The 26256-nt window shown below is 68.7% G+C and carries 27 protein-coding genes and 2 tRNA genes; 9 read left to right on the top strand and 20 right to left on the bottom strand.

Going from position 1 to position 26256, the window contains the following annotated elements; translation table 11 throughout:
• Positions 1-14: 14 nt before the first annotated feature.
• The 12 genes from ML539_RS13470 to ML539_RS13415 all read right to left on the bottom strand — a co-directional run bounded on the left by ML539_RS13470 (position 15) and on the right by ML539_RS13415 (position 11061).
• Positions 15-569: a hypothetical protein gene (locus ML539_RS13470; RefSeq protein ID WP_243324656.1), complete on the bottom strand. Its 555-nt coding sequence runs from the start codon at positions 567-569 to the stop codon at positions 15-17.
• The gene (cmk, locus tag ML539_RS13465; protein WP_243324654.1) at positions 566-1231 is read right to left on the bottom strand and encodes a (d)CMP kinase; all 666 of its coding nucleotides are present in this window, start codon (positions 1229-1231) and stop codon (positions 566-568) included. The genes ML539_RS13470 and cmk overlap by 4 nt, the downstream gene beginning before the upstream one ends.
• 35 nt (positions 1232-1266) lie before the next feature.
• Positions 1267-2718 carry a NapC/NirT family cytochrome c gene (locus tag ML539_RS13460; protein WP_243324648.1) on the bottom strand — a complete coding sequence of 484 codons (1452 nt, stop codon included), beginning with the start codon at positions 2716-2718 and terminating at the stop codon, positions 1267-1269.
• A gap of 185 nt (positions 2719-2903) precedes the next feature.
• Entirely contained in the window at positions 2904-4592 is a 1689-nt protein-coding gene (locus ML539_RS13455; protein ID WP_243324647.1) for an ATP-dependent DNA helicase RecQ, read from the bottom strand.
• The gene (gene hisC, locus ML539_RS13450) at positions 4593-5720 is read right to left on the bottom strand and encodes a histidinol-phosphate transaminase (RefSeq protein ID WP_243324646.1); all 1128 of its coding nucleotides are present in this window, start codon (positions 5718-5720) and stop codon (positions 4593-4595) included.
• Positions 5720-6316, bottom strand: a complete 597-nt coding sequence (gene clpP, locus ML539_RS13445) for an ATP-dependent Clp endopeptidase proteolytic subunit ClpP (protein WP_243294996.1) — start codon at positions 6314-6316, stop codon at positions 5720-5722. The genes hisC and clpP overlap by 1 nt, the downstream gene beginning before the upstream one ends.
• A 75-nt stretch (positions 6317-6391) precedes the next feature.
• Positions 6392-8056 carry a trigger factor gene (gene tig / locus ML539_RS13440; protein ID WP_243324645.1) on the bottom strand — a complete coding sequence of 555 codons (1665 nt, stop codon included), beginning with the start codon at positions 8054-8056 and terminating at the stop codon, positions 6392-6394.
• A 33-nt stretch (positions 8057-8089) separates the two neighbouring features.
• Positions 8090-8174, bottom strand: a tRNA-Leu gene (locus tag ML539_RS13435).
• Between the two features lie 25 nt (positions 8175-8199).
• Positions 8200-8276: transfer RNA gene (locus ML539_RS13430), tRNA-Arg, on the bottom strand.
• Between the two features lie 302 nt (positions 8277-8578).
• Positions 8579-9499: an amidohydrolase family protein gene (locus ML539_RS13425; protein WP_243324644.1), complete on the bottom strand. Its 921-nt coding sequence runs from the start codon at positions 9497-9499 to the stop codon at positions 8579-8581.
• 44 nt (positions 9500-9543) lie between these two features.
• Positions 9544-9837: an FYDLN acid domain-containing protein gene (locus ML539_RS13420; RefSeq protein WP_243324642.1), complete on the bottom strand. Its 294-nt coding sequence runs from the start codon at positions 9835-9837 to the stop codon at positions 9544-9546.
• A gap of 81 nt (positions 9838-9918) precedes the next feature.
• Positions 9919-11061, bottom strand: a complete 1143-nt coding sequence (locus ML539_RS13415) for a hypothetical protein (RefSeq protein WP_243324641.1) — start codon at positions 11059-11061, stop codon at positions 9919-9921.
• A gap of 138 nt (positions 11062-11199) precedes the next feature.
• Here ML539_RS13415 and ML539_RS13410 point away from each other — a divergent pair, with 138 nt between their 5' ends.
• The 4 genes from ML539_RS13410 to htpX are packed head-to-tail and all read left to right on the top strand — an operon-like array spanning position 11200 to position 14467.
• Entirely contained in the window at positions 11200-11538 is a 339-nt protein-coding gene (locus ML539_RS13410; RefSeq protein WP_243324638.1) for an STAS domain-containing protein, read from the top strand.
• Positions 11539-11540: 2 nt separating this feature from the next.
• Positions 11541-11978, top strand: coding sequence for an ATP-binding protein (locus ML539_RS13405; protein WP_243324636.1), 438 nt, complete (start codon positions 11541-11543; stop codon positions 11976-11978).
• A gap of 17 nt (positions 11979-11995) precedes the next feature.
• Positions 11996-13576, top strand: a complete 1581-nt coding sequence (locus ML539_RS13400) for a PP2C family protein-serine/threonine phosphatase (RefSeq protein ID WP_243324634.1) — start codon at positions 11996-11998, stop codon at positions 13574-13576.
• Between the two features lie 51 nt (positions 13577-13627).
• A complete protein-coding gene (htpX, locus tag ML539_RS13395; protein ID WP_243324632.1) occupies positions 13628-14467 on the top strand; it encodes a zinc metalloprotease HtpX in 840 nt (279 codons plus the stop codon).
• Between the two features lie 3 nt (positions 14468-14470).
• Here htpX and ychF read toward each other — a convergent pair whose 3' ends face one another.
• Positions 14471-15571 carry a redox-regulated ATPase YchF gene (gene ychF / locus ML539_RS13390; RefSeq protein WP_243324630.1) on the bottom strand — a complete coding sequence of 367 codons (1101 nt, stop codon included), beginning with the start codon at positions 15569-15571 and terminating at the stop codon, positions 14471-14473.
• 130 nt (positions 15572-15701) lie between these two features.
• On the opposite strand from ychF, the gene ML539_RS13385 reads away from it, so the two are divergent.
• Genes ML539_RS13385 through ML539_RS13370 form a run of 4 tightly spaced genes read left to right on the top strand, consistent with a single transcriptional unit; the run spans position 15702 to position 17923 of the window.
• Positions 15702-15938, top strand: a complete 237-nt coding sequence (locus tag ML539_RS13385; protein WP_243287622.1) for an acetyl-CoA carboxylase biotin carboxyl carrier protein subunit — start codon at positions 15702-15704, stop codon at positions 15936-15938.
• Positions 15939-15987: 49 nt separating this feature from the next.
• Positions 15988-16200: an acetyl-CoA carboxylase biotin carboxyl carrier protein subunit gene (locus ML539_RS13380; RefSeq protein ID WP_243287621.1), complete on the top strand. Its 213-nt coding sequence runs from the start codon at positions 15988-15990 to the stop codon at positions 16198-16200.
• Complete coding sequence (locus ML539_RS13375; RefSeq protein WP_243324628.1) at positions 16200-16985, top strand: enoyl-CoA hydratase-related protein; 786 nt, start codon at positions 16200-16202, stop codon at positions 16983-16985. Before ML539_RS13380 ends, ML539_RS13375 begins: the two co-directional genes overlap by 1 nt.
• The gene (locus ML539_RS13370) at positions 16985-17923 is read left to right on the top strand and encodes a cation diffusion facilitator family transporter (protein WP_243324627.1); all 939 of its coding nucleotides are present in this window, start codon (positions 16985-16987) and stop codon (positions 17921-17923) included. The genes ML539_RS13375 and ML539_RS13370 overlap by 1 nt, the downstream gene beginning before the upstream one ends.
• Before the next feature lie 94 nt (positions 17924-18017).
• Here ML539_RS13370 and ML539_RS13365 read toward each other — a convergent pair whose 3' ends face one another.
• The 5 genes from ML539_RS13365 to ML539_RS13345 all read right to left on the bottom strand — a co-directional run bounded on the left by ML539_RS13365 (position 18018) and on the right by ML539_RS13345 (position 22907).
• The gene (locus ML539_RS13365) at positions 18018-19064 is read right to left on the bottom strand and encodes an SPFH domain-containing protein (RefSeq protein ID WP_243324625.1); all 1047 of its coding nucleotides are present in this window, start codon (positions 19062-19064) and stop codon (positions 18018-18020) included.
• 117 nt (positions 19065-19181) lie between these two features.
• Positions 19182-19532: a hypothetical protein gene (locus ML539_RS13360; protein WP_243324624.1), complete on the bottom strand. Its 351-nt coding sequence runs from the start codon at positions 19530-19532 to the stop codon at positions 19182-19184.
• Positions 19533-19592: 60 nt separating this feature from the next.
• The gene (locus tag ML539_RS13355) at positions 19593-20792 is read right to left on the bottom strand and encodes a DUF819 family protein (protein ID WP_243324623.1); all 1200 of its coding nucleotides are present in this window, start codon (positions 20790-20792) and stop codon (positions 19593-19595) included.
• A gap of 49 nt (positions 20793-20841) precedes the next feature.
• The gene (locus ML539_RS13350; protein ID WP_243324621.1) at positions 20842-21900 is read right to left on the bottom strand and encodes a beta-ketoacyl-ACP synthase III; all 1059 of its coding nucleotides are present in this window, start codon (positions 21898-21900) and stop codon (positions 20842-20844) included.
• 86 nt (positions 21901-21986) lie between these two features.
• A complete protein-coding gene (locus ML539_RS13345) occupies positions 21987-22907 on the bottom strand; it encodes a formyltransferase family protein (protein WP_243324620.1) in 921 nt (306 codons plus the stop codon).
• A 74-nt stretch (positions 22908-22981) separates the two neighbouring features.
• Here ML539_RS13345 and ML539_RS13340 point away from each other — a divergent pair, with 74 nt between their 5' ends.
• Positions 22982-24040, top strand: coding sequence for a tetratricopeptide repeat protein (locus ML539_RS13340; RefSeq protein WP_243324618.1), 1059 nt, complete (start codon positions 22982-22984; stop codon positions 24038-24040).
• 10 nt (positions 24041-24050) lie between these two features.
• Here the strand turns inward: ML539_RS13340 and ML539_RS15580 are convergent, their stop codons facing one another.
• Positions 24051-25730 (bottom strand): tetratricopeptide repeat protein, encoded by a 1680-nt coding sequence (locus ML539_RS15580; protein WP_279341659.1) that lies wholly within the window; start codon positions 25728-25730, stop codon positions 24051-24053.
• Between the two features lie 58 nt (positions 25731-25788).
• On the bottom strand, positions 25789-25992 hold the full coding sequence (locus ML539_RS13330) for a cold-shock protein (RefSeq protein WP_243287612.1): 204 nt from the start codon (positions 25990-25992) through the stop codon (positions 25789-25791).
• Positions 25993-26256: the final 264 nt, after the last annotated feature.

Here is a 26256-nt window from a genome sequence, read left to right as displayed (position 1 = left end):
GATGGCGGCTGCCCCTAGGCGCGGTCCGGGCGGCTCCGGTGCCACCGCCAGGCCAGCCAGGCCCAGCAGGCCACCATGCCGAGCCAGCCGAGACCCTGGAGCCCGCGGGCCAGCGTCGTGTCCTGGGTCAGCAGGCCCCAGCGCCCCAGCAGCGTGGCCCAGTCGTGCTCGCCTCCACCCACCAGCGGGAGGACCTGCGCGCGGGCGTCCGCCACATAGCGCGCGATGTTCAGGAGGTTCTCGAAGGCCCAGATGCCCGTGGCCGCGGTGCCCACCGCATCCCGGCGCAGCCAGAAGGTCCCAAGCGCGACCAGGGGCACCAGGAGCTGCATGAAGGTCCCGCCGAGGATGGTCAGGACCTCCCAGCCCAGGAGGCCGAAGATGGGATGGCCGGCTTCGTGGAACACCAGATTCACGCCGTCCAGAAGCGGGATCCAGCCCTGGTCGGCGCGGATCGCGAGAACGGCGAGCAGGAGGAAACCCAGGGAGACGCCGGCCACGGCGGCGGTTCCCACGGGCTGCCACTCGGCCTCCCAGGCTTCGGCCAGCGGTTCCAGAAGGGGCGTCACGGATGCGCCAGGTGCCTTGCCACGATCCAGTCCACCACCTGGTCGAGGGTCATGGCACTGGAATCCAGCTCCACGGCGTCCGCGGCCCTGCGCAAGGGCGCCACGGCGCGGGTGCTGTCGGCCTCGTCGCGTCGGCGCTGATCGGCGAGCACCTCGTCGAACACCGGGGTCTGGCCCTTGGCTTCCAGCTCGAGGAAACGGCGCCGGGCGCGGGCCTCGGGGCTGGCGGTGAGGAAGATCTTGCAGCAGGCGCCAGGAAAGACCACCGTGCCGATGTCGCGGCCGTCCACCACCCAGCGACCGGAGGCGCCGATGCGGCGCTGCTGCTCCACCAGCACTTCGCGCACGCGGGCATCCGCGCTCACGGGCGTCACCGCGCGCGTGACGTCCTGGCTGCGGATGGCCTCGCTGACATCCTCGCCGGAGAGGAAGATGCGCGTGCCTTCCTGGGCGAGGTCCAGGCTCACCAGGAGGCGTTCCAGCGCGGGGCGGTCCGCCAGGGACAGGCCCGCGCGCTGGAGGGCCAGGGTGGCGGCGCGGTACATGGCGCCGGTGTCGAGGTACTGCCAGCCCAGACGCGCGGCGGCCCGTCGGGCTGTGGTGGACTTTCCCACGCCGGACGGGCCGTCGATCGCAATCAGGGGAAGGGCGGAAGCGGTCATGCCTTCATTCTGGGGGACCGCTCCCGGCCTTGCCATTACTTCATGCCGAGATCCTTGAGGACCTTGGGATCCTTCTCGTCCTGGGCCAGGATCGTGTGGCAGGTATCGCAGTCGCCCTTGATGGTGCGGCCATCGGCGGCGGTGTGGCTGCCGTCGTGGCAGCGGAAGCAGCCCACGGATTCCTCGTGCCCGATGTTGTTCGGGTGCGTGCCCCATGTGAGCTTCATCTCGGGGAACACGTTGCGCATGTAGATCGCCTTCACGGCCTCGGCGGCCGCGTCCACCTGGGCCCGCTTGTGCTTGAACACGTCGGGGTAGGTGGTGCGGTAGAACTCGTTGATGCCAAGCACGATCTTCGAACCCGCCTCCTGCTGACTGGCGTACTCGACCTTCAGCAGCTCCACCGCCTTCTTCTTGATATAAGGTAGCTCGGGGCTGATGAGGCCGTTGGCCATGGACTTGTCCACGGCGCGGTCGGGCAGCTCGAAGGTGTGGGTGGGCCGGTTGTGGCAGTCGATGCAGTCCATCTTGCGCTCAGTGGCCTTGGCCAGCTGGTCGGGCGTGAGCTTCTTGTAGTCGTCGGTGATGTACTCCACGAGCTGGCCGTTGTCGTCGCGGTAGGTGACCTTGGGGATCTCCTGGCGGCGGTGGTCCGTGCTGATGTAGCTGATGCGCTCCATGGCGTCGAGGTGGCGGCCGTGGATGCCCGTGGTGCCGTTGGCGGTGTGCCCACCGATCTTCAGCAGGAGGATGCTGGTGGAGGGGGTGTTGGCCTCGTCATCGGCGAACTTGGTGCGGATGAGCAGCTTGTCGTCCGTGAACTTCTGGGGCCAGTGGCACTGTTCGCAGGTCTCGCGGGCAGGACGCAGGTGCTCGACGGGGCTCGGGATGGGGCGGGAGTAGGTGCCGAAAGCCACCGCGAAGAGCTGACGGGTGCCGGAGATCTTGGCCCGCACCAGGGCGGGGGCGCCGTGGCCGATGTGGCACTGGGCGCAGCCCACGCGGGAGTGGGGCGAATTCAGGAAGGCGGTGTACTCGGGGCTCATCACGGTGTGGCAGGTGAGGCCGCAGAAGCGGTTGGAGTCCATGTACTCCACGCCCTTGAGGCCCGCGGTGCCGAGGATGCCGACGTTGATGAAGGTGAGGGCGCCCACCACCAGCAGCAGGCGGCGGATGCCAGGCTGGGTGAAGTCCACCTTCTGGAGGGGTGTGGGGGCCTCGCCCGACAGGCGGCGCTGGCGGCGCACCCGGAGGATGCCCACGGGGATGAGGACCAGGCCCACGAGGAAAATGGCGGGAAGGGCGAGGAAGAGCAGGATGCCGACGTAGGGGTGGACGGCCCGGGGGCTGGTCAGCTCCATGAACCAGAACCAGACGAGCGTGAAGGCGGAGCTGGTCGTCAGGGCCACGCCCAGCAGGGTGATCCAGTTGTTCCCCAGCTGGAAGCAGAGCCTGGCGAGGTCTCTGATGCGTTCTTTCAAGCTCATGGATCCACCTCCGCGACGTGGGGGAAAAGACAAATGACACCCGAGTGGGCAATGCCTCATCCCACCCTAAATTCCTCCGGGATCAGCCGCAAGACAGGGCAGGGTCAAGGAGGCCTTATCTCCTTTGATATCAACGGGGGCCGTTCCAGGTTGTGACAGAGGCCCAGGCTACTGGAAGGTTACCATTAGATCGTCTTTTCACGCAGAAGGCGGAGGAAGGACTCGCCGTACTGCTGGAGCTTCTTCGGCCCCACGCCGCTCAGGGCCAGGAATTCCGCCTCGGTGGCGGGCTGGAAGCGGGCCATCTGCTGGAGTGTGGCGTCGCTGAAGATCACGTAGGCGGGCACGCCCCGGGCATCGGCGAGCTGCTTCCGCAGGGCCTTCAGATCCCGGTAGAGCGCCTCTTCGCCGTCCACCGGTCCCTCGGGCAGGGCCGGGCGGGTTCCGCGCGGCGAGCCGCGCTTGGCCTTGCCGGGTTTCGGCGCGGCTTCCAGCGGATCCGCCCCGGAGCAGACATCGCAGGACGCCCCGCAGGGCTCCATGCGCTCCCCGAAATGGGCCAGCAGGGCCTGGTGGCGGCAGCGCGTGGCATCCGCCAGGCGGAAGAGATCCCGGGTCTGGCGCTGCTGGGCCTGAGCCAGGTTCGCCTCCAAGCCATCCGTGAACCGGTCGTAGCTCAGCACATCGCCCCAGCCGTAGAACATGACGCAATCGGCGTCGGCGCCGTCGCGTCCCGCGCGGCCGATCTCCTGGTACCAGCCCTCCACGCTCTTGGGCATGTCGCGGTGGATGACGTAGCGGATGTTGCTCTTGTCGATGCCCATGCCGAACGCGACGGTGGCGACGATGACATCCACGTCATCCCGCTGGAAGGCCTCCTGGGCCGCGGAGCGCGCCGCGGCGTCCATGCCCGCGTGGTAGGCGGCGGCGAGGACGCCCTCGTCGCGCAGGAAGGCCGCCGTGCCCTCCACGGCCTTGCGCGACAGGCAGTAGATGATGCCGCTCTCGCCGCGCCGCGCCAGTACGAGCCGCAGCAGAGCCTCGCGCACGGGCGGCAGTCCCTCGGCGCCCTTGCGGTAGGCGCTGATGCGCAGGTTGGGACGGAAGAAGGAGCCTTGCACTTCGACGGGCTTCCGCATCTCCAGCTGCTCCGCGATGTCGCGGCGCACTTCGGGCGTGGCCGTGGCCGTGAGGGCCAGGACGGGCACGCCCGGGAAGCGCCGCTTGAGGCCGGCCAGGGTGCGGTAGGCGGGACGGAAATCGTGGCCCCAGTGGCTGATGCAGTGGGCCTCGTCCACGGCGATGAGGCGCAGATCCACCTCGCGGAGCAGGTCGGCGAGGTAGAGCTCGAGGCCCTCGGGCGCCGCGTACACCAGCTCCAGCTCGCCGTTCTTGAGGGCGCGGATGCGCTCGCGGCGCGCCTCCGCGTCGAGGCTGGAGTTGAGGAAGGTGGCGCGGAGTCCGGCCTCGGTCAGCGCGTCCACCTGGTCCTTCATGAGGGCAATGAGGGGCGACACCACCAGCGTCACCCCGCCCAGCAGCCGCGCGGGCAGCTGGAAGGTGAGGGACTTGCCGGCGCCCGTGGGCATGATGCCCACCACGTCGCGACCCGCCATCACCGCCTCGATGATGGCCCGCTGCCCGGGTCGGAAGGAGGCATAGCCGAAGGTGGCCTTGAGGGCGGACTCCAGATCCGGCGGGGCTTCCAGTCCTGCCGCCAAGCCTTTCAGCGCTGCGATGGCCTCGGCATCAAAGGCTCCGGGCTCGGTGCGGTAGCGGGCCCGCAGCCGCGCCAGCCCTTCCCGGCATTCCCCATGCGCACCCTGCGCGAGCAGGGCGCGCAGCCGCTCAATCTCGTCTGGAACCTGCGCCACTCAGCAGCCGCCGTCAAGCAGCGGTCCCGCGGCCTTCCAGAAGGCCTCCATCTCCTCGGGCTTCCCGAAGGTCACGCGGAGGTGGTTGGGCAGGCCGTAACCCTGCATGGGCCGCACGATCACGCCGCGCTGGAGCAGCTCCTTGAACAGGTCGGCGGCGGGGAAGGCGGTCTCCACGAGGATGAAGTTGCCCGAAGTGCCCGAGGTCTGGCAGCGGTGCTTCGCGGCTTCCGCCACGAAGGCCGCTCGGGCCTCGGTGTTCTTCTGGCGGGAGAAGGCTTCGAAGGCCAGGTCCTGCACGGCCACTTCGGCGGCGGCCTGGGCCAGGTGGTTGGTGTTGAAGGGGCTGCGCACCCGCTCCAGGAAACCCATCATCTCCCTGGACCCGAGCCCATAGCCGATGCGGAGCCCGGCCAGGGCGTGGATCTTGGAGAAGGTGTGGAGGACCAGCAGGTTCGGGCGCTGGTCCAGGTAGGCCGCGGCATCCGGATACGTGTCCGGATCCTCGTACTCGGCGTAGGCCTGGTCCACCACGAGGACGATGTCCTCCCGCAGCTCGCGCACCAGGCGTTCCAGCTCCGACCTCTCCAAGCGGATGCCCGTGGGGTTGTTGGGATTGCCGAGGTAGACGAGGCGGGTATCTGCCGCCACGGAGCGCAGGATGTCGTCGGCGTCGAGCTCCGTGGCCGAGGCGCGGGATTCGATGACGCGGCCGCCGGCCGTCTGGGTGGCGATGCCGTAGATGGCGAAGCTGTGCTTCGGGATGACGGAGCTGCCGCCATCCAGGAAGGCGGCCTTGGCCACCATCTCCAGGATCTCGCTGCTGCCGTTGCCCAGCACCACGCGGTCCAGGTCCAGGCCCTTGCGCTCGGCGATGCGCTGGCGGAGGTAGTAGCCGTCGCTCACGGGGTAGAGGCCGAGGCCCTCGAACTCGGAGCCGGAGATGACCGCGGCCACCCGGGCCTTCACGGCATCGGTGGGGCCCCAGGGATTCTCGTTGGAGGCGAGCTTGACGATGGAGGTGAGACCCAGCTCGCGCTGGACCTCCTGGATGGGCTTGCCGGGAACGTAGAGCGGGATCCGCGCCAGGTGTTCGAAGGCGGGAAGGGCGGAAAGACTGGTGTTCATCAGGCGGGCCGTTCGGAGAGGACCTTGTCGACGATGCCGTATTCCAGCGCCTCCTCGGCACCCATGAAGTAGTCGCGGTCCATGTCCTTCATGACCTTCTTCAGGGGCTGGTTCGTGTGCTTGGCGAAGGTGGCGGCCAGGTTCTCCTTCAGGCGCTGGATCTCCTTGAAGGTGATCTCGATCTCCGTGGCCTGGCCCTGGGCGCCGCCGCTGGGCTGGTGGATCATGATGCGGGCGTTGGGCAGGGCGAAGCGCTTGCCCTTGGTGCCCGCGGCCAGGAGATGGGCGCCCATGGACGCGCACTGGCCGATGCAGTAGGTGACGATGTCGTTCTTCACGAACTGCATGGTGTCGTAGATGGCTAGGCCCGCGGTGACGCTCCCGCCGGGGCTGTTGATGTAGATCTGAATGTCCTTGTCCGGGTCCTCGCTCTCGAGGAAGAGCATCTGGGCCACGATGGCGTTGGCCACGTTGTCGTCGATGGCCGTGCCCAGGAAGATGATGTTGTCCTTCAGCAGGCGCGAATAGATGTCGTAGCTGCGCTCGCCGCGCGGCGTCTGCTCGATGACGATGGGGGGATAGTAGCTGCTGGGCATGGGCCCTCCGGCTGGCTCATCAGGATAGCAAGAAGGCGCCAGCAGGCGCCTTCTCTGGGTGATCTGCGCAGACCGCTACTTCTTGGCCGCGGGCTTCTTGGCCTTGGGCTTGTCCTCGGCGGGCTCGTCCTTCTTGGCGGCGGCCTTCTTGGGCTTCTCGGCGGCGGGTTCGTCCTTTTTGGCGGCCTTCTTGGGCTTCTCTTCGGCTTCAGGCTCGGCCTTGGCCTTCTTGGCCGCGGGCTTCTTGGCGGGAGCCGCCTCCTCCTCGTGGCCCTGCTCGTGACCGTGATCATGGTCGTGGTCACAGTCGGGGCCGTGGACGTGGCCGGCGGGGGCCACGGCGGCGGGCTCGCCACCCTCCTGGCCCTCCAGGTCGCCGCCCTCCAGGCCGCCGGCGTCGAAGCGGTTCACGGGCAGGCCCGCCTCGCGCTTGCGCTCCAGCTCGACCAGGGCCTCGAAGGCGGCCTTGTCCAGCTGCTCCTCGGTGACTTTGGCGGTGGCGAGCAGGTGGGTGAAGATGCGGTCGGTGCGGAGGCGGCCCTTGATCTCGGTGGTGTTGCCGCGGCGCTCGAGCTCGGCCTTGAAGGCCTCGAAGGGCTGCTGCACCTGGTTCTCGGCCATGAAGTTCCGAATCTCGGTGTCGATGTCCGCCTCAGGCACTTCGATGCTCTCGGCATTGCCGATGGCCTGGAGCAGGTAGCCGCTGCGGACGGCGCGCTCGGCGTCGTTGAGGCGGTACTGGCGGTAGCCCTGCCAGTTCACCTTCTTGGGGTCCATGCCCTGGCGGGCCACGTGCTGGGCGAACTCCTGGCAGTAATCATCGAGCTGCAGGGCCACCATGGAGCGGGGCACCTCGAAGGGCGCGGCCTCCAGCAGGGTGTCGAGCATGTTGGCGTGGAGGCGGGCCACGGCGTCACGCTCGGCGGCCTCCTCCAGGTCCTTCTTCACGGCGGCCTTCAGGGCGTCCAGGTTCTCGAAGGCGCCCATGTCCTTGGCGAAGTCGTCGCCCAGGACGGGCACGTCCTTGCGGCGGATGTCCTTGACCTGCACCTCGTAGGCCAGGGACTTGCCGGCGAGGACCTTGTTGGCGTCGTCATCCGGGTGGGTGAGGTTGAAGGCCTTCTTCTCGTCGACCTTCATGCCGAGGATCTGGGCGTCGAAGGGGCGCTTGCCGTCGATCTCCAGCACCTGGTCCTGGTAGGTCTGGGCCTTGAGGCCCTGGGGCTTCACGCGGATGTCGCACGTGACGACCAGGCCCTCTGCCACGGCGCCGTCCTCCACGGGCAGGAGCTTGGTGGCCCGCTGGCGGAGCCCCTCCAGGTGCTCGGCCACGGTGGACTCGTCGATGGCCCGCTTCTTCTTGGTGAGGGCCATGGCCTTGTAGTCCGGCAGGGCCACTTCGGGGGCCACGTCGAACTGGGCGCGGAAGACGGCGTCGGCGCCCTCCTTCAGGTCCAGCTTCTCCAGGGAGGGATGGGAGATGGGCAGGGCGCCGGCTTCCTGGGCGGCCTTCCAGAAGTGCTTCTCCACGAGCTGCTGGGCCACGTCGGACTGGATCTCGCGGGCGTAGCGCTGCATCAGGACGGGCCGGGGGGCCTTGCCGGGGCGGAAGCCGGGGATGCGGACCTTCGGCGCGATCTTGGCCACCACCTCGTTGAAGGTGGCGCTCACCTCGGCGGCGGGCACCGTCACTTCAACGGCCTTGCGGGTGGGGGACTGGTGATGCAGGGTGGCGGACATGGATGCTCCGTGTGATGCGAGGGTCATACGATGTGGTGCGAACGGTCGGACTCGAACCGACACGGTGTGAACCGCTGGAACCTAAATCCAGTGCGTCTACCAGTTCCGCCACGCTCGCAGGGTTGCCGAATTGTCATTGCCGGTGGTGCGCCCAGAGCGACTCGAACGCCCGACCCTCAGGTTCGAAGCCTGATGCTCTATCCAGCTGAGCTATGGGCGCGCACCGAATCCCCTAGTCTACCTGGAAGCTCCGGGCGCTTCGACCCCCGGGTTGGCTGGATAGAGCGCCGGATGCTGAAGGCTCTATCCAGCTTCGCCCGTGGCCTATTAGACGCGCCTTCTGGCGCGTCCTCCCGCTCGCCTCGCTCGCGGAGGCCGGAGCCGGGCGCGCACCGAATCTCCTAGTCTACCTGGAAGCTCTGGGCGCTTCGAGCCCTGGTCGACCGGCGGACCGCAGAATGGCCTGCGGGGCAGGCCATGGAGCGAGGATCCGGCGAGGGAACCATGCCACCCGCCGGGGTGTCAGGCCAGGCACCAGGCGTCCTCCGCGCCATTCCGGCGGAGGGTCTCCAGGGCGGTGGCATCCAGGCCCATGGATCGGGCTGCGGCAGCTTCAGTGCGGAGGTCGCAGGGGGCCACACCGGGGTCGTCCGTGCCCAGGGCGCAGCGTACGCCGGCGGCCAGCATCCGGGGGAGGGGATGGGGCGCCACGTCGGCGGCCAGGGCCCGGTTGGAGGTGGGGCAGATGTCGACAGGGACGCCCCGGTCCGCCAGCAGGTCCAGGGTGGCGTCGTCGGCCCGGATGCCATGGACGATGCGGGCCACGCCCCCCTCCAGCACGGCCTCGCGCACATTCGAACCCGGCCCGTTCTCGCCCGCATGGGCGGCGACGCGCAGGCCCGCGTCCCGGGCTCGGTCGAAGACGGGGGCCCAGTCCCGGAAGGGACTGCCCTCCAGGCCGCCCGTGGAGAAGCCCCTCACGAAGGGCGGCAGCTCCGGCAGCACCAGGTCGAGGACAGAGTGGCCATGCTTGGGGCCGAAGTGGTTCACGGCATCCACCACCACGCAGCCCCGGACGCCCTGGACCGCGGCCTCGGCCAGGCCCTCCTCCACCCCGCGCCAGAAGGCGTCGAGGGTGATCTGGCCACGGTGCGCCACGAGGAAATGCGGAGAAGCCCAGAGATCGAAGCCGGACCCGCCGCAGGCATGCGTCCGTTGGACCACCGCCCGCACCGCCTCTCGGACGGCCTCCCGGCTGTCCAGCAGCGCGGCGCCGAAGAGGAAGGCCTCGATGAACCCTTCGAACGGCACGGAGCCACCGGACCAAAGGGTTTCCAGCGGTCCGGGCAGCGCCAGCCGGCGGCGTTCCGCTTCGCTCCGGACCCAGGCAGGGGCCAGGGCGCCTTCAAGATGCGTATGCCGATCCACGAGCGGGTGAATCACGCCCCCTCCAGCACTTCCCCTACCCATGAGCGCAGCGAAGGGGCCTATTCGTCGTAGTCGTCCATGCGCAGGTCGCCGGGATCGAAGCCCTCGCCGCGGCCCCGCTCGAGGGGCACGCCGCTCTCGTTGAAGGTCTCCTCGAGGTTCTCCGCCTCAGGCTCGGCCGCGAAGTCGTCCTCGATGACGTGGACGCTCTTCTCCTTCTTCACGGCACGCGGCTTGGCCGGAGCGGCCTTCTGGTTCGCGCCGCACTTGGGACAGACCGCCTCCGGCTTGCCGAAGTCGTAGAACTTCGTCGCGCACTGGAAACACGTGTACTTCTTGCCGAGATCCGCCATTGACTTGTTCCTCGCCCATGCCCAAAGGAACAAGGTTCTACCAGACTCTGATCCGGTTGTCACTTCTTATGGTGGGAGATCTCAGGCCCAGGGGGCCGGTCCCAGCTTGGAGGCATCGCCTTCGCACAACTGGTTCACGACTGTGCTGGTGAAAATCCGGTGATGGGCCTCGACGTCTTCTCCGAAGCGCTCCACGAAGGTGGCACGGCTCCGCTCGAGTTCCTCCCGGAGCAGCCCATACAGGTTGCCGTGGGTCTGGGCCTGGGCGACCTTGGTCGGGAAATAGAGCTCCACGTCCCCCACCAGGACCCGCGCCAGCCGCTCGGCGGCGGCCCGGGTCTTGGGGTCCAGGTCCAAGGCCGCGGGGGCTTCGATGGGCTCGGGCACCATCTGCGTGGGGGCGCTCGAGTGGCTGCTGGGAAGGGGTGGCAGCGGCTGGGGCGAGGCGGGCGGCAGCTCCGATGACGGCGGAGCCGAGGGAGGCGGGGCTGAAGGCGGCAAGCCTGCTGGCGGGGGCGGAGGCAGGGCATGGGCGGCCTCATCCTTCCCTGCCGCCAGACCTCCCAGGGCGGCCGAGGCCGCCAGCACGAGGGCCCGGACCAGCTCGGGGTGGTCGATCTTCTGGCGCAGGCCGCTGTCCACGAGCAGCAGGGCCACGGTCTTCCGCTTGTGGCGCAGGGGCAGGACGACCAGGTCCGCGGCCTCGAAGGAACTGAGCACCGAGACGAGGGCCGAATAGCCGGCGCCCTTCTTCCTCAGGGATCGCCCCAGGCCCTGGATGACGGACTCCAGGTCCGGGGGGGGCACCACGGCTCCCGGCTTCAGGGGGGCGCCCGCCTCGAAGCCCCGGTGGGCGTACAGGGAGGCCAGCCCCTGCTTGACGATGAAGAGGGCGCTGCGCTCCACGAGGGGGTCCAGGCCGTCCAGAAGGCGCTTCAGAAGGTCGCTCTGGGAGGGAGCGCCTTCGACCAGGTCGAGGGCGGAGGAGAAGGCGGCCATGGATCCCATGGTTCCGCCCCCATCTGTTTCAGCCGAAGCCTGGGCCGGGATGGCCTGGCGGAGCTTCTCGATCAGCGCGTCGTCGGGATGGAACCGGTCCATGGCCAGCTGCCAGGTGGCGATGACCTCCTCGAGCAGGCTCTGGTTCTTCTGGTTCACCCAGTTTTCCACCAGGCCACGGAGGGCGGCGTGGATGGGCTGGTCCTCAGGACGGGCGGCGCTCATGGGGGGCTCGGGTGAAAGGTTCGGATCCAGGGTATCCCAAGTTCGGGTGGGAACCCCGTTTGCTGGTATTTGCCCTGGGGAACCGATAGGATGGCCCAGGTTCCTTGGAGATGGCGGATGGCGGATCTTTCCATTGCGATGAGACAGGCCGGTGATGTGGCGATCCTGCTTCCGGCCGGCTTCATCAACGCCCACACGGTCCGCGAGTTCGAGGAGGCCCTGGAGGGGCTGGTCCGCGACGGACGGTACACCATCCTTCTCAACTGCAGGGATCTCCATTACATCAGCTCGGCCGGCCTCGGGGCCATCATGGGCCTCATCGAGACGGTCAGGGACCACAAGGGGGACATCCTCCTGTCCGATCTCCAGCCGAACGTCTTCACCATCTTCGACACCCTCGGCTTCACCCAGCTCTACCGCGTGTTCGGCGATGAGGACCAGGCGCTCGCCGCGGTCGCGCCCGAGCGGAAGGGGTGAGCGTGGCGGTCAGCATGGAGCCAGCCGAGTTCCGACTCGTGATCCCGAGTCAGACCCGCTACCTGAACCTGGTGACGGGTCTGGCCAAGCGGGCGTCGCTGGTGGCCGGCCTCGACGACGCCACCTCCGCCAAGGTGAGCATCGCCGTGGACGAGGCCGTGACCAACGTGATCCTCCATGCCTACCACGGGGAGGGGGAGCACAGCGTCGAGCTGGAGCTGCGGTTCACGGAGGAGGCGCTCGAGATCCACATCCTCCACTCCGGCCAGGGCCTTCGCGGCGACCAGGTGGTGCTGCCGGATCCCAAGGAATACATCAAGCATCCCCGGAAGGGCGGCCTCGGCCTGCTGCTCATGAGCCGGTTCATGGACGAGGTGCGGTTCAAGGCGGATGAGGCCTCCGGTCGGAACGAGTGCTGTCTGATCAAGAAGCTGGACTGACGCCAGGTCCGCCCCCCATGCCGACCAACCCCTTCGACCGTCTCCGCCAGCTGGCGTTGAAGATCCCGGAGGGGGCCCAGGAGCTGCTCCCGCTCATCGACTTCCTGGAGACCTTTCCGGACCAGGGCACAGAGGAGGACCTCGTCCACCTGGTGGGCATCACCGCCATGGGCATCGCCAAGACGGGTCAGGGTGGCCTGTGGGACGGCGGCAAGTGGCTGTTCCTGCGGGGGGGTGCGCCAGCCTTCCCCACCCACCCGGGCGAGGGCTGGCAGGTCCTGCCCTGGGCCTACGGCGAGGAGATCTACGGCCACCTGGTTCTGCGCGCCGAGGAGCCGCCAGGGGCCGTGCCGCTGCTGCTGTCCATCAGCGCCCCCCTGCTGGCCTGGCGCCGGGCCGAGGCTGTGCGCAGCTCCCAGAACCAGGCCCTGGCCCTGCAGCTTTCCCGCCTGAACACAGTGTTCGAACTCACCCGCAACCTGGGCCAGGTGGAGACCCGGCAGGACCTGGTCCGGCTCATGGCCAATACGCTCATGGGCGAATTCAGGATCATGCGCCTCCTGGTGGTGGATGCCCAGGGCACCGTGCTGCACGCGAAGGGGCTCGGCACGGTTCCGGGGGTGCTGGAAGGCGATTCCCTCCATGAGATGGTGGAGGCGAAGGGGCTGGTCCACGCCGTCGAGTTGCAGGATCAGGACCACAGCCACGGCTTCGCCTATGCGGCGGACCCGGCGGTGGGAAAACTGTCGGATGACGATGAGGTCTTCCTGCACACCCTGCTGAACCTCACCTCCTCCCAGCTCTCGAACCTGGAGTTCCGGGAGGCCCGCCGCCAGGCCGAGCGCCTGGAGAAGGACCTGGACCTGGCCCGGGACATCCAGCGCCGCCTCCTCCCCAAGGCGCTTCCCGAGCCCAGCGGTTGGCAGTGCGCCGCCGCGAACCTGCCCTACCAGGCCGTGGGCGGCGACCTCTACGACCTGTGGATGGCCCGCGACGAGGAGCTGGGCGAGCGGCTCCACATCGCCGTGGGCGACATCTCCGGCAAGGGCCTCCCCGCCTCCCTGATGATGACCCAGCTCTCCGCCTTCCTCCGGGCCCTCGGCGGCCGGCGCGTGCAGGACTGGGGCAAGCTGGCGGAGCGCCTGAACCGGCGCATGAACGACGTGCGGGACGGCAATCGCTACACCACCCTGTTCGCCGCGAGCCTCAATCCCCTGACCGGTGACCTCCGGTTCGTGAATGGGGGACACAACCCGCCCCTGGTGGTGCGGGCCAGCGGCGAAGTCGTCCGGCTGGCGCCCACCGGCCCCATGGTGGGCCTGCTCCCCGGGGCCGCCTTCGCCGAGGGCCGGGCCTCCATGGGGCCGGGCGACGCGCTGGTGATCTTCACGGACGGCCTGGTGGAGGCAGAAAACGCCGCCGGCGAGGAGCTGGGCGACGGGCGCCTGGCCGACGTCGTCCTGCGGCGTCCGCAGGCGGGGGCGGAGGAGCTGTTCGAGGCCCTGCTGGTGGAGGCCTTCCAGCACCTGGAGGACGGCCGTTTCCGGGACGACGTGACCCTGGTGGTCGTCAAGCGCATGGGCCTACCTGGCGCCTAAAGGACTGGGGCGCTTGATTCCTTTCGTATCCTGGTACCTGGAGGCAACTTCATGAACCAGGCGAAAACCCTTCTCATCATCGTGGCCATGACCGGCCTGCTGGTGTGGATCGGCGGCTACTTCGGCGGGCAGTCCGGCATGGTGCTGGCGCTGGCCATCGGTCTCGTGATGAACGGGATCAGCTATTTCTTCTCCGACAAGATCGTGCTGGCCAGCTACGGCGCCAAGGTGGTGGACCAGACCGACGCTCCCGAGCTCTACGCCATCGTGGCCAACCTGGCCCAGCGTGCCGGCCTGCCCACGCCCCGCATCGCCATCATCCCCGAGGACACCCCCAACGCCTTCGCCACGGGCCGGAACCCCGAGCATGCCGTGGTGGCCGTGACCGAGGGCATCATGCGCATCCTCAGCCGACCCGAGCTGGAGGCCGTCCTCGGCCACGAGCTGGGCCACGTGAAGCACCGGGACATCCTCATCGGCAGCCTGGCGGCCGTGCTGGCCCAGGCCATCATGTTCCTCTCCCGCATGGCCTTCTGGATCTCGCCCCGCGACGAAGAGGGCCGCTCCAACCCCCTGGCGGGCATCGCCATCATGATCCTGGGCCCCCTGGCGGCCATCCTGCTCCAGATGGCGGTGAGCCGGTCGCGGGAGTACCTGGCGGACGACTACAGCGCCCACCTCACGGGCCGGCCGGACATGCTGGCCTCGGCCCTGGAGCGCCTGCAGGCCTACAACCAGCAGCTGCCCATGGCGTCCGCCGAGCCCGCCACGGCCCACATGATGATCGTGAACCCCCTGAGCGGGGGCGGCCTCATGAGCCTCTTCTCCACCCATCCCCCCATGGAGGTGCGGGTGGAGCGGCTGCGGCGCATGCCGATCGAGGCCCGGTAGGCCCTAGACGTTGAACAGGAAGTTCATCAGGTCGCCATCCTTGACGATGTAGTCCTTGCCCTCCGTGCGCATCTTGCCGGCGTCCTTGGCGCCCTGCTCGCCCTTGTACTGGATGAAGTCCTCGTAGGCGATGACCTGGGCGCGGATGAAGCCCTTCTCGAAGTCCGTGTGGATGACGCCGGCGGCCTGGGGGGCCGTGTCGCCCTTGTGGATGGTCCAGGCCCGCACCTCCTTCACCCCGGCGGTGAAGTAGGTCTGGAGGCCCAGCAGGTCATAGCTGGCGTGGATGAGCACGTTCAGGCCGGGCTCGGAGAGGCCGGCCTCTTCCAGGAAGAGGGGGCGGTCCTCCTCCGGCAGGTCCTGGATCTCGGCCTCGAGCTTGGAGCAGATGGGGATGCAGGGAGCCTGGCGCTCGGCGGCCAGCTCCTGCAGCTTCCGGTAGTGGGCGTTGCCCTCGGGGTTCCGGATGTCCTCCTCCCCGATGTTGCCCACGAAGAGCGTGGGCTTGAGGGTGAGCAGGCCGTAGGACTTGATCAGGGCCTTGTCCTCCGGGGACAGGCCGGCCGTCCGGGCCCACTTGCCCCCGTCCAGGGCGGCGAAGACCCGCTCCAGCACGGCGACCAGGGCCTGGGATTCCTTGTTGCCGGTCTTGGCGATCTTCCGGTGGCGCTCCAGGCCTTTCTCCACCGCGTCCAGGTCCTTGATGACCAGCTCGGTCTCGATGATGCCCAGGTCCCGCTCGGGGTTCACGCCGCCCTCCACGTGGGTGACGTTGCCGTCCTCGAAGCAGCGGACCACCTGCACGATGGCGTCCGTCTCCCGGATGTGGCCCAGGAAGGCGTTGCCCAGGCCCTCGCCCTTGCTGGCGCCGCGCACCAAGCCCGCGATGTCCACGAACTCCTGGGCCGCGGGGAGGATGCGCTGGGGCTTCACGATCTCCGCCAGGGCCGCCAGCCGCGGGTCCGGCACATCCACCACGCCCGTGTTGGGCTCGATGGTGCAGAAGGGGTAGTTGGCCGAAGCCGCGCCCGCACGGGTGAGGGCGTTGAAAAGGGTGGACTTTCCCACATTGGGGAGACCCACGATGCCACAGGCGACAGCCATTCCATCCTCCAAGCCCTCCAGTATCGCCTACCGGAGATGTGACGAAAAGAACGGCTTCTGGCCCTTGCGCGGGAAGCCCGTCCGCCATAACCTCCCCGCCAAGGTCGCGGATGGGCGAAAGGGAGGCAGCATGATCGTGCGGGCGGAATGGCCGGGCTATGTGGTGGACGTCCTTGTCCGCCCCGGCCAGGAGGTGGAGGAGGACGAGCCCCTGATGATCCTCGAGGGCACGGACGCCTCCCGCACCGCCTTCTACATCAACGCCCCGGAGTGCGGGAAGGTCCGCGAGGTCCTCATGGAGGAAGGCGATTTCGCCTACGAGGACGACGACCTGGTGGTGATCGGCGACTCCGACAAGGACGAATGACGCGGCAGACCGCTACACTGGGGCCATCGTCCTTTTCGAGAGGTGTTGGATGGCGCTGGTGCGGGCCGAGATGGCTGGGAAGGTCCTGGAAGTCTGCGTGGCGGAAGGGGATTCCGTGGGCGAGGACCAGGATCTGGTGATCATCGAGTCGATGAAGATGCAGATTCCCGTGGGGAGCCCCGAGGAGGGGACGGTCAAGAAGGTCTTCGTGACCCCGGACCAGTTCCTGAACGAGGGGGATTCCATCGTCGAGCTGGGCTGATGGAGATCCGCGTCGAACGCCTGGGGGGGGCCGATGCGGGTCTAGTCCTGCTGGGCCTCGATCGGCCTGCCGCCAAGAACGCGCTGGGCCGGCAGCTCATGGCGGAGTTCCGCCAGGCCCTCGCGGACCTGTGCTTCGACCCGGAGGTCCGGGTGGTGGTGGTGCACAGCCTGGTGCCCGGCGTCTTCTGCGCGGGGGCGGACCTGAAGGAGCGAGCGGGCATGTCCCCAGTCGAGACCGCCGCCTTTGTCCACGGCCTGCGGAGCGCCTTCACGGAGCTGGAGGACCTGCCGGTGCCCGTCATCGCGGCCCTGGAAGGGGCGGCCTTCGGCGGCGGGCTGGAGCTGGCCCTGGCGGCGGACCTCCGCGTGGCGGGTGCCGAGGCGAAACTGGGCCTGGTGGAGACGGCCCTGGCGATCATCCCGGGCGCCGGAGGCACCCAGCGGCTGCCGAGGCTCATCGGCGCCTCCCGCGCCAAGGAGCTGATCTTCACGGCCCGCCGCATCGGAGCGGAGGAGGCCGGGCGCCTGGGGATCGTGGACCGGGTGGTTCCCGCGGGCGGCGCCCTGGACGCGGCCCTGGCCTTGGCGCGGGAGATCCTCCCCAATGGGCCCGTGGCGCTGCGCATGGCCAAGCTGGCGGTGAACCGGGGTCTCGAGCTGGACCGGGACTCGGGCCTCGCTTTCGAGCAGGCCTGCTACGCCCAGGTGATCCCCACCAAGGATCGGCTCGAGGGGCTGGCCGCCTTCCGGGAGAAGCGGAAACCCCAGTACCGGGGCGAATGATGTCGGACCACCACCATCACGGGCCCAGCACCACCGGGCGCCTGGCCTGGAGCGCCGGCATCTTCTTCGCCAGCTTCGTCCTCCAGGGCCTCGGCGGGTGGTGGACCGGCTCCATCGGCCTGGTGAGCGACAGCCTGGAGAACCTGAACGATGTGCTGGTGAACAGCCTGGGCATCCTCAGCCTCTGGCTGGCCAACCGGCGGGACCCCGACGACCGCTGGACCTTCGGCTGGCACCGCCTGGAAGTGTTCAACAGCCTCGTGGGCGTGGGATTCCTCCTGTTTCTCGCCGGGGCCGTGGGCTGGGAGGCCCTGGCCCGCTTCCGCCACCCGGTGCCCATCCAGACCGGCTGGGTGCTGGTGTTCTCGGGCATCGGCCTCCTGCTGAACATCGCCGCCACGGTGGTGCTGGTGCCCCGGGACCGCAGCCTGCTGGAGCGGGACGCCAACCTCCGCGCCGCCTATCTACACGCCTTCGCCGACAGCCTCACCAGCGTGTCCCTCGTGGGGAGCATGATCCTCATCCGCCTCACGGGCTGGCGCTGGGTGGATCCGGCCATCGCCCTGGTGATCCTGGCGGTCATCCTGCGGGGCGCCGTGCTGCTGCTGCGGGACGCCGTGGGGATCCTCATGCATCGCGCCGCCTTCGAGCACGAGTCCGTGAAGGCGGAGCTGATGGCGCTGCCGGGCATCCTCGGCGTGGAGGATTTCCGCAGCTGGAAGATGTGCAGCCACCTCACCATCGCCACCGCCCACATCATCGTGGAGGCGGATCGGCTGGGAGACACCGAGGCCCACCTCGAGCGCATCGAACGCCTGCTGTGGGATCGCCACGGCGTCCGCCACCTGACAGTCCACTTCGAAACCCGAGAGATGGCGGACCACCACCACCACCGGTTCATCCACCGGCACGAGGTGGAGGCGGATCATCACCACTAGGAGTGGTCAGTCCCCAGTATTCAGTCCTCGGTAACTGCAAAAAGGGCGGCCCAGGCCGCCCTTTCCTGAAGACTGAGGACCGAGGCCTGAGGACTCAGCTTCCCATCCCGTGCTTCTTCATGATGGCCGCGCGCTGGGTGTCGTACTCGGCCTGGGTGATGAGCTGGCCGTCGAAGAGCTCCTTGAGCTCGGTCAGCTCGTCCTTGAGCGACTTCGCGGGAGCCGCGGGCGCGGCAGGGGCGCTGCCGGCAGGGAAGCCCTGCTGGCCCATCTGCTGAGCGGCGCCTGTCATCTGCTGGCCCATCATGTTGCCCATGCCGAAGCCCAGGCCCACGCCCATGCCCATGCCGGCGACGCCGCCGGGGTTCTGGGCGGCGAGCGGGATGCTGTCGGCCACCTGCATCTGCGTGTAGGCGCCCATGACGGGGGCCATCATGCCCACGCCGGTGCGCTTGTCCATCATGGCTTCCACTTCCTCGGGGAGGCTGATGTTCTCCACGAAGAACTTGGAGAGCTCCAGGCCCATGGTCTTGAACTCGTCCTGGAGCTTCTGCTTCACCAGGTCCGAGATCTCGTCGTATTTGGCGGCCAGGTCGAGGGCGGGGATCTTGGCCTCACCGAGGGTGTCCGTGAAGCGGCTCATGATGGTCTTGCGGAGCTGCTCGGAGATGTCGGGGACGGTGTAGACGCCGTTGGTGCCAACCAGCTGCTTGAGGAAGGTGCCGCTGTCCACCACCTTGATGGAGTAGATCCCGAAGGCCCGGATGCGCAGCATGCCGAAGTCGGCGTCGCGCATCATGATGGGGTTCGAGGTGCCCCACTTCAGGTCGTTGTAGAGCTTGGTGGAGATGAAGTAGACGTCGCTCTTGAAGGGGCTCTCGAAGCCGTACTTCCAGCCCTTCAGCGTGGCGAGGATGGGCAGGTTCTGGGTGGTGAGGTTGTGCGTGCCGGGCTTGAACACGTCCGCCAGCTGGCCCTCGTTGACGAAGACGGCCTCCTGGCTTTCGCGCACCACCAGCTTGCCGCCGTTCTGGATCTCCTGCCCCCGCATGGGGAAGCGCCAGGCCAGCGTGTCGTTGGAATCATCCAGCCATTCGAGGATGTCGAGGAATTGGGCTTTGCCCCAGTCCATCAGACCCATGTGTCGTTCTCCTTGCGGCATCGGCCGCACGTACGATTCTAGGCCGGGCTGTCAAGCCGGACAGGCCGTGCGGTGGGAAAAACCGGTGAACGGTCGCCGCAGATCGGGGAGCCTCCGTCAGCGGCTTCCCTTGACCATGCGGACGGTGCCGTCGGCCTTGCCCTTGGCGCCCGGCTGGTCGATGCGGGCCTTGCTGTGGACCATGTGGGTGTCGCTGTCGATGATGCAGCGCCAGCCCCGCTCCTCGCCGGGCATGCGGAGGTCCACCTCCCAGCCTCCGGAAGCGCCATTCAGCGGGATGCGCCGGGCGCTGATGGCTCGGCCGCCGGTCTCCCGCTCGGCGATGGATTTGGCCTCGCCAGCGGTCTTCACCGGCCCGCCCGAGTGCTTGCGGGATCTGGGGGTGCCTGCGGACAGGATGAGGGCGGGAACCAGCGCCAGGGCGGCGCCGAAGGCAAGGGCACGCATATGGGACTCCGGGGTTTGCCAGGATTCTAGGCGGTCCGGGGCGGCCGAGGCAACCGACCTTCAGCGGCCGAAGACGGCGCCGACGTAGGTGCCGATGTAGTAGCCGAGGTAGCTGGCGATGACGTAGCCCCAGACTCCCGTGAGGAGCGCTGGAAGGACAAGGCTGTTCCAGCCCTTGCCGATGGCCATGGCCGCGGCGGTGGTGGGGCCGCCGATGGTGGCGTTGGAGGCCACGAGCAGCACCTCCAGATCCTGGCGCGTCCACTTTCCCAGAAGGAGCGTGACGAGGAGGTTCACCGCCAGGATGATGGCCGCGTACGCCAGGAGGATGGGGCTCTCCCGGAGGACGTTTGAGATGGAGGCCGGCACCCCGATGACCACGAAGAAGAGGTAGATGAGGAGGGTGCCCAGTTCCCGGGCCCCCCGGATGCCGGACAGGAACCGGGGGAAGGCCGTGGCAAGGCCGGCGGTCAGGGCCGTGATCAGGAGGTATTTCTGCCCGATGAGCCCCTTCAGCAGCGGCGGGAGGCCGCTGGCCCCGACGGCGGCCGCGAGCTTGACGGAGACCGTGACGATGAGCAGGGCGCAGGCCAGGGCGGCGGACAGGTCTTTGAGGGAGATCTCGTTGCGGCCCCAGTAGCTGGAGGCGGGGTTGTCGGTTCCAGACCCCTGTGCGGCCTCGAGCTGGTCCAGGAGGGGGGTGGGGTACTTCCGCCGGATGAAGACCACGCTGGGCAGGGCGGTGAGCAGTCCGAAGAAGACAGCCATCAGCAGGTTATCCGCCACCAGCCCCGCGTTGATGAGGCCCGGCGAGACGCGGAAGGCTTCGGACATGGCCACGTAGTTCACGCTCCCGCCGATGTAGCTGCCGGAGAACATGGCCGAGATGCCGCCGATCTCGGGGATCCTCCGCCCCAGCAGGGCCGTGGCGAGGATGGTGCCCAGGACCGTGCCGAGGGTGGAAATGTGGAAGGCCCCGAAGACTCGCCCGCTCTCCCGCCAGATCTTCCGCAGGTCCGCCGTGAAGAGCAGGAGAGGCACGGCCATGGGCACCACGTAGGTCCAGACACTGTCGTAGACCGGGCTCGCAATGGGGACCACGCCCAGGTTGGCGAACAGCAGTCCCCCGCCCAGGGCCAGGATGCAGCCGGAGACGGCGGAGGCCCAGCGGTAGCGCTGCTCGAGGTGGATGCTGACCGCGGCCCAGGCGAAGAGGAAGGCCCAGAGGGCCCAGGTGTCGTCCGGTTTGATGAGCGTCATCGCTCCTCCTTGGCCCGATCCGTATCCAGGGGGGTCTCGTCAGGCGTTCTCAGGCCCGGTACAGGGCGGCGCCCCAGTGCAGGCCGGAGCCCAGGGCGGTGAAGGCTACCAGGCCGCCGGGGCGCACCAGGCCCTGCTGGCGGCACTCGTGGAAGAGAATGGGCAGGGTGGCCGCGGTGGTGTTGCCGTAGCGCTCGATGTTGTGGGGCACCTTCTCCGGCGGCAGGCCGAGCGCTTTCTGGACGCCCTCGATGATGCGAAGGTTCGCCTGGTGGACCAGCACCAGGTCCAGATCCGCCACCGTGACGCCCCCCTCGTCGCAGACGTCCCGAACCGCCTGCGGCATGAGGGTCACCGCGGACCGGAAGACCTCCTTGCCGGACATCACCGGAAGGGTCTCGCCGGCTTCGATCTGCGCCTGGTCCACGAAGGGCCGGCGCTTGAAGCTGGCGCCCGGCATGGTCAACACGCCCGCCCCGGTGCCATCGGTGAAGAGCTTCGTCTTCAGGAGGCCGCGGTCCTCGTCCCGCGCCTCGATCACCACGGCGCCGGCCCCGTCGCCGAACAGGACGGTGCGATCCCGGCTGGCGGTGTTCTCGGCCTTTTCCGCGTCGGTGACCTCGCGTGTCGAACGGCCGATCACTGTGTCCCAGCCCAGGTGCCAGGGCATGAAGCCCGTATGCACCTCGGCCCCCACCAGCAGGACCTTGCGGTACCGGCCGCTCTGGATGAGCAGGTCCGCCAGTTCCAGCCCGTAGAGGAAGCCGCTGCACTGCTGCCGGATGTCGAAGGTGGGGAGGTCCGTACGGAGGCCCAGCGCCGCCTGCAGCAGGGGGCCATCGCCGGGGAGGACGTGGTCGGGCGTCATGGTGGCGAACACCACCGCGTCGAGGTCTCCGGGCGCCAGCCCGGCATCGGCCAGGGCGGCCCGGGAGGCCAGCACGCCCAGGTCGGTGGAGCCCTGGCCGGGCTCCGCGAAGCGCCGCTCCTGGATACCGCTGCGGGTCCGGATCCACTCATCCGAGGTGTCCATGATCCCCGCCAGGGCCGCGTTCGTGACAACGTGCGGAGGCAGGCCGATGCCGGTTCCAGTGATCACGCTTCGCATGGATTTCCTTTTCTCGTGAGGGCGCGACAGCATACCCCGGATTCCAGGGCGGAGCCAGATCCGGCCGGGAGGCCCGGAAGGCCGGCTCAGCCTTCGCTGATCCCGAGCACCCGGAGGGCGTTGGCCTGCTCACTGGGGCGCTCCAGCCGGGCTCCCTCCACCTTGAGTGTGTGGAGACGCAGGGCCCCGTCCGCGAAGCCGAGCAGCACGCCATCCCTCAGGGCGAGGAAGCGTCCCTGGGGGCAGGGCAGGTCCGTGGGCAGCGCCCAGGCCACCTTGGCAGAGCCCTCGGCGGTCTCAAGGAAGGCGTTGGGCCAGGGGTCGGCCACGGCCCGGATCTGGTTGAAGGCCTCCTGGGCCGTCATGGCGAAATCGAGCCGGGAGTCGGCGGGCTTCCGCCCTCCGAAGTAGGTGGAGGGTCCCAGGGTCTTCTGGTCGATGCGGGGGAGGCTCCCATCCACCAGGCCCGGGATGGTCTCGCGCACGAGACCCCGACCGGCGTCCGCGGCCTTCTGCGTGAGGCTGAGGGCGGTCTCGTCCCAGTCGATGGGGAGGCGGGCCTGGGCCAGGATGTGGCCGTCGTCGGGCTTGGGCGTCATGGCGTGCAGGGTGATGCCGGTTTCGCTCTCGCCCTTCACCAGCACCCAGTTGATGGGCGCCCGGCCCCGGTACATCGGCAGCAGGCTGCCGTGCAGGTTGTAGGCCCCCAGCCTCGGAATCTCCAGGAAACGCGCCTGGATCATCTCCCGGAAGTAGAAGCTGAAGAGGAAGTCGGGCCGGTGCGCATGGATGGCCTCGAACACCTCGTCGGCGTTGAAGGCGGGGGCCATGTGGACCGGGATCCCGTGGGCCCCGGCCACGACCGCCGGCGGCGTGAACCACTGCTCATCGGCCCCCTGGGCGTAGGTGTACAGGGCCTTCACCTCCACCCCGGCCTCCAGCAGCCCCTGCAGGGCCGAGGTCCCCACGCTGGAATAGGCACACACAACAGCAGTCGGGCGCGGCATAATCCCTCCACGTCCAGCATCTCATAACCCGTTGACCTTCCTGTCCGTAGCCCTATGTTGTGCCGGGAGCTTCCATGCGCCTGCGTGTCCTGCCCTTGCTGTTCGGCGCCGTGCTGCTGGCGGCTAGCGAGGATCCCTTCGAGCCGCCTCCGGAGGTCCAGGCCTTTGCGCGCCAGCAGACCAATGGCCGGCCGAGCATCTCCTCCAAGGTCTCCACCCTGCTCCGAGCCTTTTTCTCTCCGGCTGAGGAGGGCGGGCTGGGGATCGTCTATGACAATGCCTACACCCGGACGCCCAAGGAGGTCTGGCGGGATCGCAAAGCCAACTGCCTGGGCTTGACTGCGCTTTTCGTGGGCGCCTGCAAGTCGATCGGCCTCGAGGTGCGGTACGGCGAGCCCCTGCGGATCAGCCGCTGGCGCCGGGTGGGCACGACGGTGCGGTTCGAGCGGCACGTGGTGGCCGTGGTGCAGTCGGGGACGCTGGGGCAGGAGCTGGTGGCCGACTTCCTGCCCGAAGTTCGCCGGGACAGCCTGCTGATCGCCCCGCTCGAGCCGAAGCGGGTGAAGGCCCTCTACTTCAGCAACCGGGCGGTGGAGCTGCTGGCGGAGGAGAAGCAGGAGGAAGCCCTCCACGCCGCCCGCCATTCCATCGAGGTGGATCCGGCCCTGGGCGTGGGCTGGAACATCCTGGGGGTGGTCCAGCGGGCCCAGGGGCACGACGCCGACGCCGAGGCCTCGTTCCGGAAGGCCCTCTCGGAAGATCCCAAGGACGGCGCCCCCTGCGGGAACCTGGAGAACCTCCTCCGGGCCCAGGGCCGCACGGAGGAAGCGATCGCCTACCGCGAGCGTGGTCTGGAGATCCGGAAGCGGGACCCCTTCTTCAACGCCTTCCTGGCCGAAGAGGCCCTCGGGGAGCAGCAGTGGGACGAGGCGGGGCGGCGCATCAAGCAGGCCATCCGGCTGCTTCCCTATGAACCGGAGTTCTACTGGATCCAGGCCCGGGTGGCCCTGGCCCAGGGCCGGACGAAGGACGCCATCAAGTCGCTGGAGAAGGCCCGCAAGTGGGCTCAGCCCGAGGCGCAGGCCCGCTACGACAGCAAGCTCTCGCTGCTCCGGAACATCAAACCCGAGTGATCCCGGGAGGTCAGTTCGCTTCCAGCTCCGCCAGGCGGGCCTGGGCATCGGTGCTGTCGGGGTGGTGGAGCAGGCATTCGCGCAGGTAGCGGCGCGCTCCGTCGAGGTCTTCCAGTTCACGCCTCGCCTCCGCCAGCTGGATCAGGGCCTCCTCGGACTGGCTGTCCACCTGGAGGGCCTGCCGCCAGTGGCTTTCCGCCCGGTCCCAATCGCCCAGTTCCGCGCAGGCATGCCCCGCGTCCATGAGGAACCCCAGGTTCCGGGGGTCCATCCGCACCGCATGTTCCAAGTCCAGGCGGGCGGGGACGTGATCGGCCAGGTTGGCCCGGGCGAGCCCCCGCAGGTGCCAGAACTCTGCACGCTCCCGGCAGGACTCCCCCAGGCCATTCAGATAGGGCAGCAGGGCCTCCCAGGCTTCCAGGCCGGCGAGGCAGTCGGCCTGGAGAAGCAGGAGGTCCGTGTCGTCGGGGGCCTGCTGGAGCAGGGTCGCGACTTCTCCATAGGCGGCTTCGTATTCCCCCAGGGCCACCCGGACCTGCAGGAGAAGCGGCGGACGATGGTCGCCCCGGCGATCCGGCGGGATCTTCTCGAGGAGTTGCTTCGCGAAGGCCGGATCGCCCTCCCACCAGAAGGCGAACTCCGCCCGGCGGAGCTGCCACTCTTCGCGGAGGAGATCCCCCTCCGTCCCCTCCGGGAGGGTCCGCCAGGCCCGCGCCAGGCTCCCGAGCGCCTCTGCATCGCGCTCCAGGTCGAGTGCGATCTGGTACCGCTCCATCCATAGGCGGAAGGCGTCCGGCAATTGTCCGACGGCATCCTCCACCGTCCGCCAGGCTCCGCCGATGTCCCCCATGCGCCGCCGGGAGAGGCACTCCACGAGCCAGGGCAGGGGCTGGTTCCGGCGGTCCCGGGGGAGGCCCCCGACCAGGCCCAGGGCCTCGGCGGGCCGGCCGTTCCGCAGCAGGTACATGCCCGCCGCCCCCCGGTCCCAGGGGAGCCGAGGGTCGCCATGGCGGGAGATCAGCGTCGCCAGGGCGCGCTCAGCCACGTCCTCCCGTCCATGCTGGAACCCGGCCAGCATCAGGTCCTCGAGCACCAGCGGATCATCCCAGGCCAGGGGGAGGGCGTCCTCGAACCGCGTCCAGGCCTGATGCAGCGCATCCTCTCGGCCGGAGCGCAGGAGGAGGATGCCCTGCAGGTGGCGCAGCCGGGCCATCCGTGGAGCCAGCCGGATGAACCGGTCTCCCCAGGCGATGCGGCGGAACGAAGGCGCGTCGGGAACCCGCCGGAAGGCCTGGGACACCACCAGGCGCTTCCATAGGGGAAGGCGGGCGAGCTGGGCATCCAGGGCGTCCAGCCAGGCCCGGTCCCGGTAGCCGAGGGACTGGTGCGCCGCGCTCTGCAGGAGGCGGATCCGATAGCCCAGCTCGCCGGTGGCCAGGGGCGCCCGGGAGAGGCACTCCGCCACGGTCGAGGCGGGTTCGCCGGCGGCCCACATGGCCTCGGCGCGGGTCAGCCGCGACGGGTACAGCCAGGCCTGCCGGATCGCCCAGCCCAGCCAGGCCCCGGCCAGGACCGTGAGCGGGAGGATCCACCCGAACCGGGGGTCGCGGCGGAATCCCTCCAGCGACAGGAAGACCACCACGGCAATCAGCAGGATGCCCAGGACCGGGCGGAGGGAGACCTTCTTCATGGCTCCAGGGTACGCGACGAGCCCCGGCCGGAACCGGGGCCCGGGGGAAAAACGGGGATCAGATCTTGTTGACGTTCGCAGCCTGGGGTCCCTTGGGGCCCTGCACCACATCGAAGCTGACCCGCTGCTTCTCCTCGAGGGTGCGGAACCCCTTGGCCTGGACGGCTGAGTAGTGAACGAAGATGTCGGCCCCACCCTCATCGGGGGTGATGAACCCGAACCCCTTCTCGGCGTTGAACCACTTGACGGTACCTTCGGACATGACTTTCTTCCCGGGGACGAAGCCCCATAAGCCTGGAGGTTGGTCGCGCGATACGCACCAGGCATGCGGATCGCGGGGGCTTGCGCCCAAGTGAAACCGGGATCCCCGGCGGGAGTCCCTCCCCCACTTTTCACGGCTGTTGAGCTGGTAAAGATGGATGGTTGACAGGGATTCTAGGGTCGGGGGTTGCGGTCTTCAAGACCCAAAACGCAGAAGGCGGCCACGGGCCGCCTTCTGCGCATGGGGGCTTCGCCCCTTTTGTTG

The sequence above is a fragment of the Geothrix sp. SG200 genome, assembly GCF_022808935.1.
GTDB lineage: Bacteria > Acidobacteriota > Holophagae > Holophagales > Holophagaceae > Geothrix > Geothrix alkalitolerans.
The sequence above is the reverse complement of the archived record's forward strand: the minus strand, read 5'-3'. Positions and strand labels throughout refer to the sequence as shown.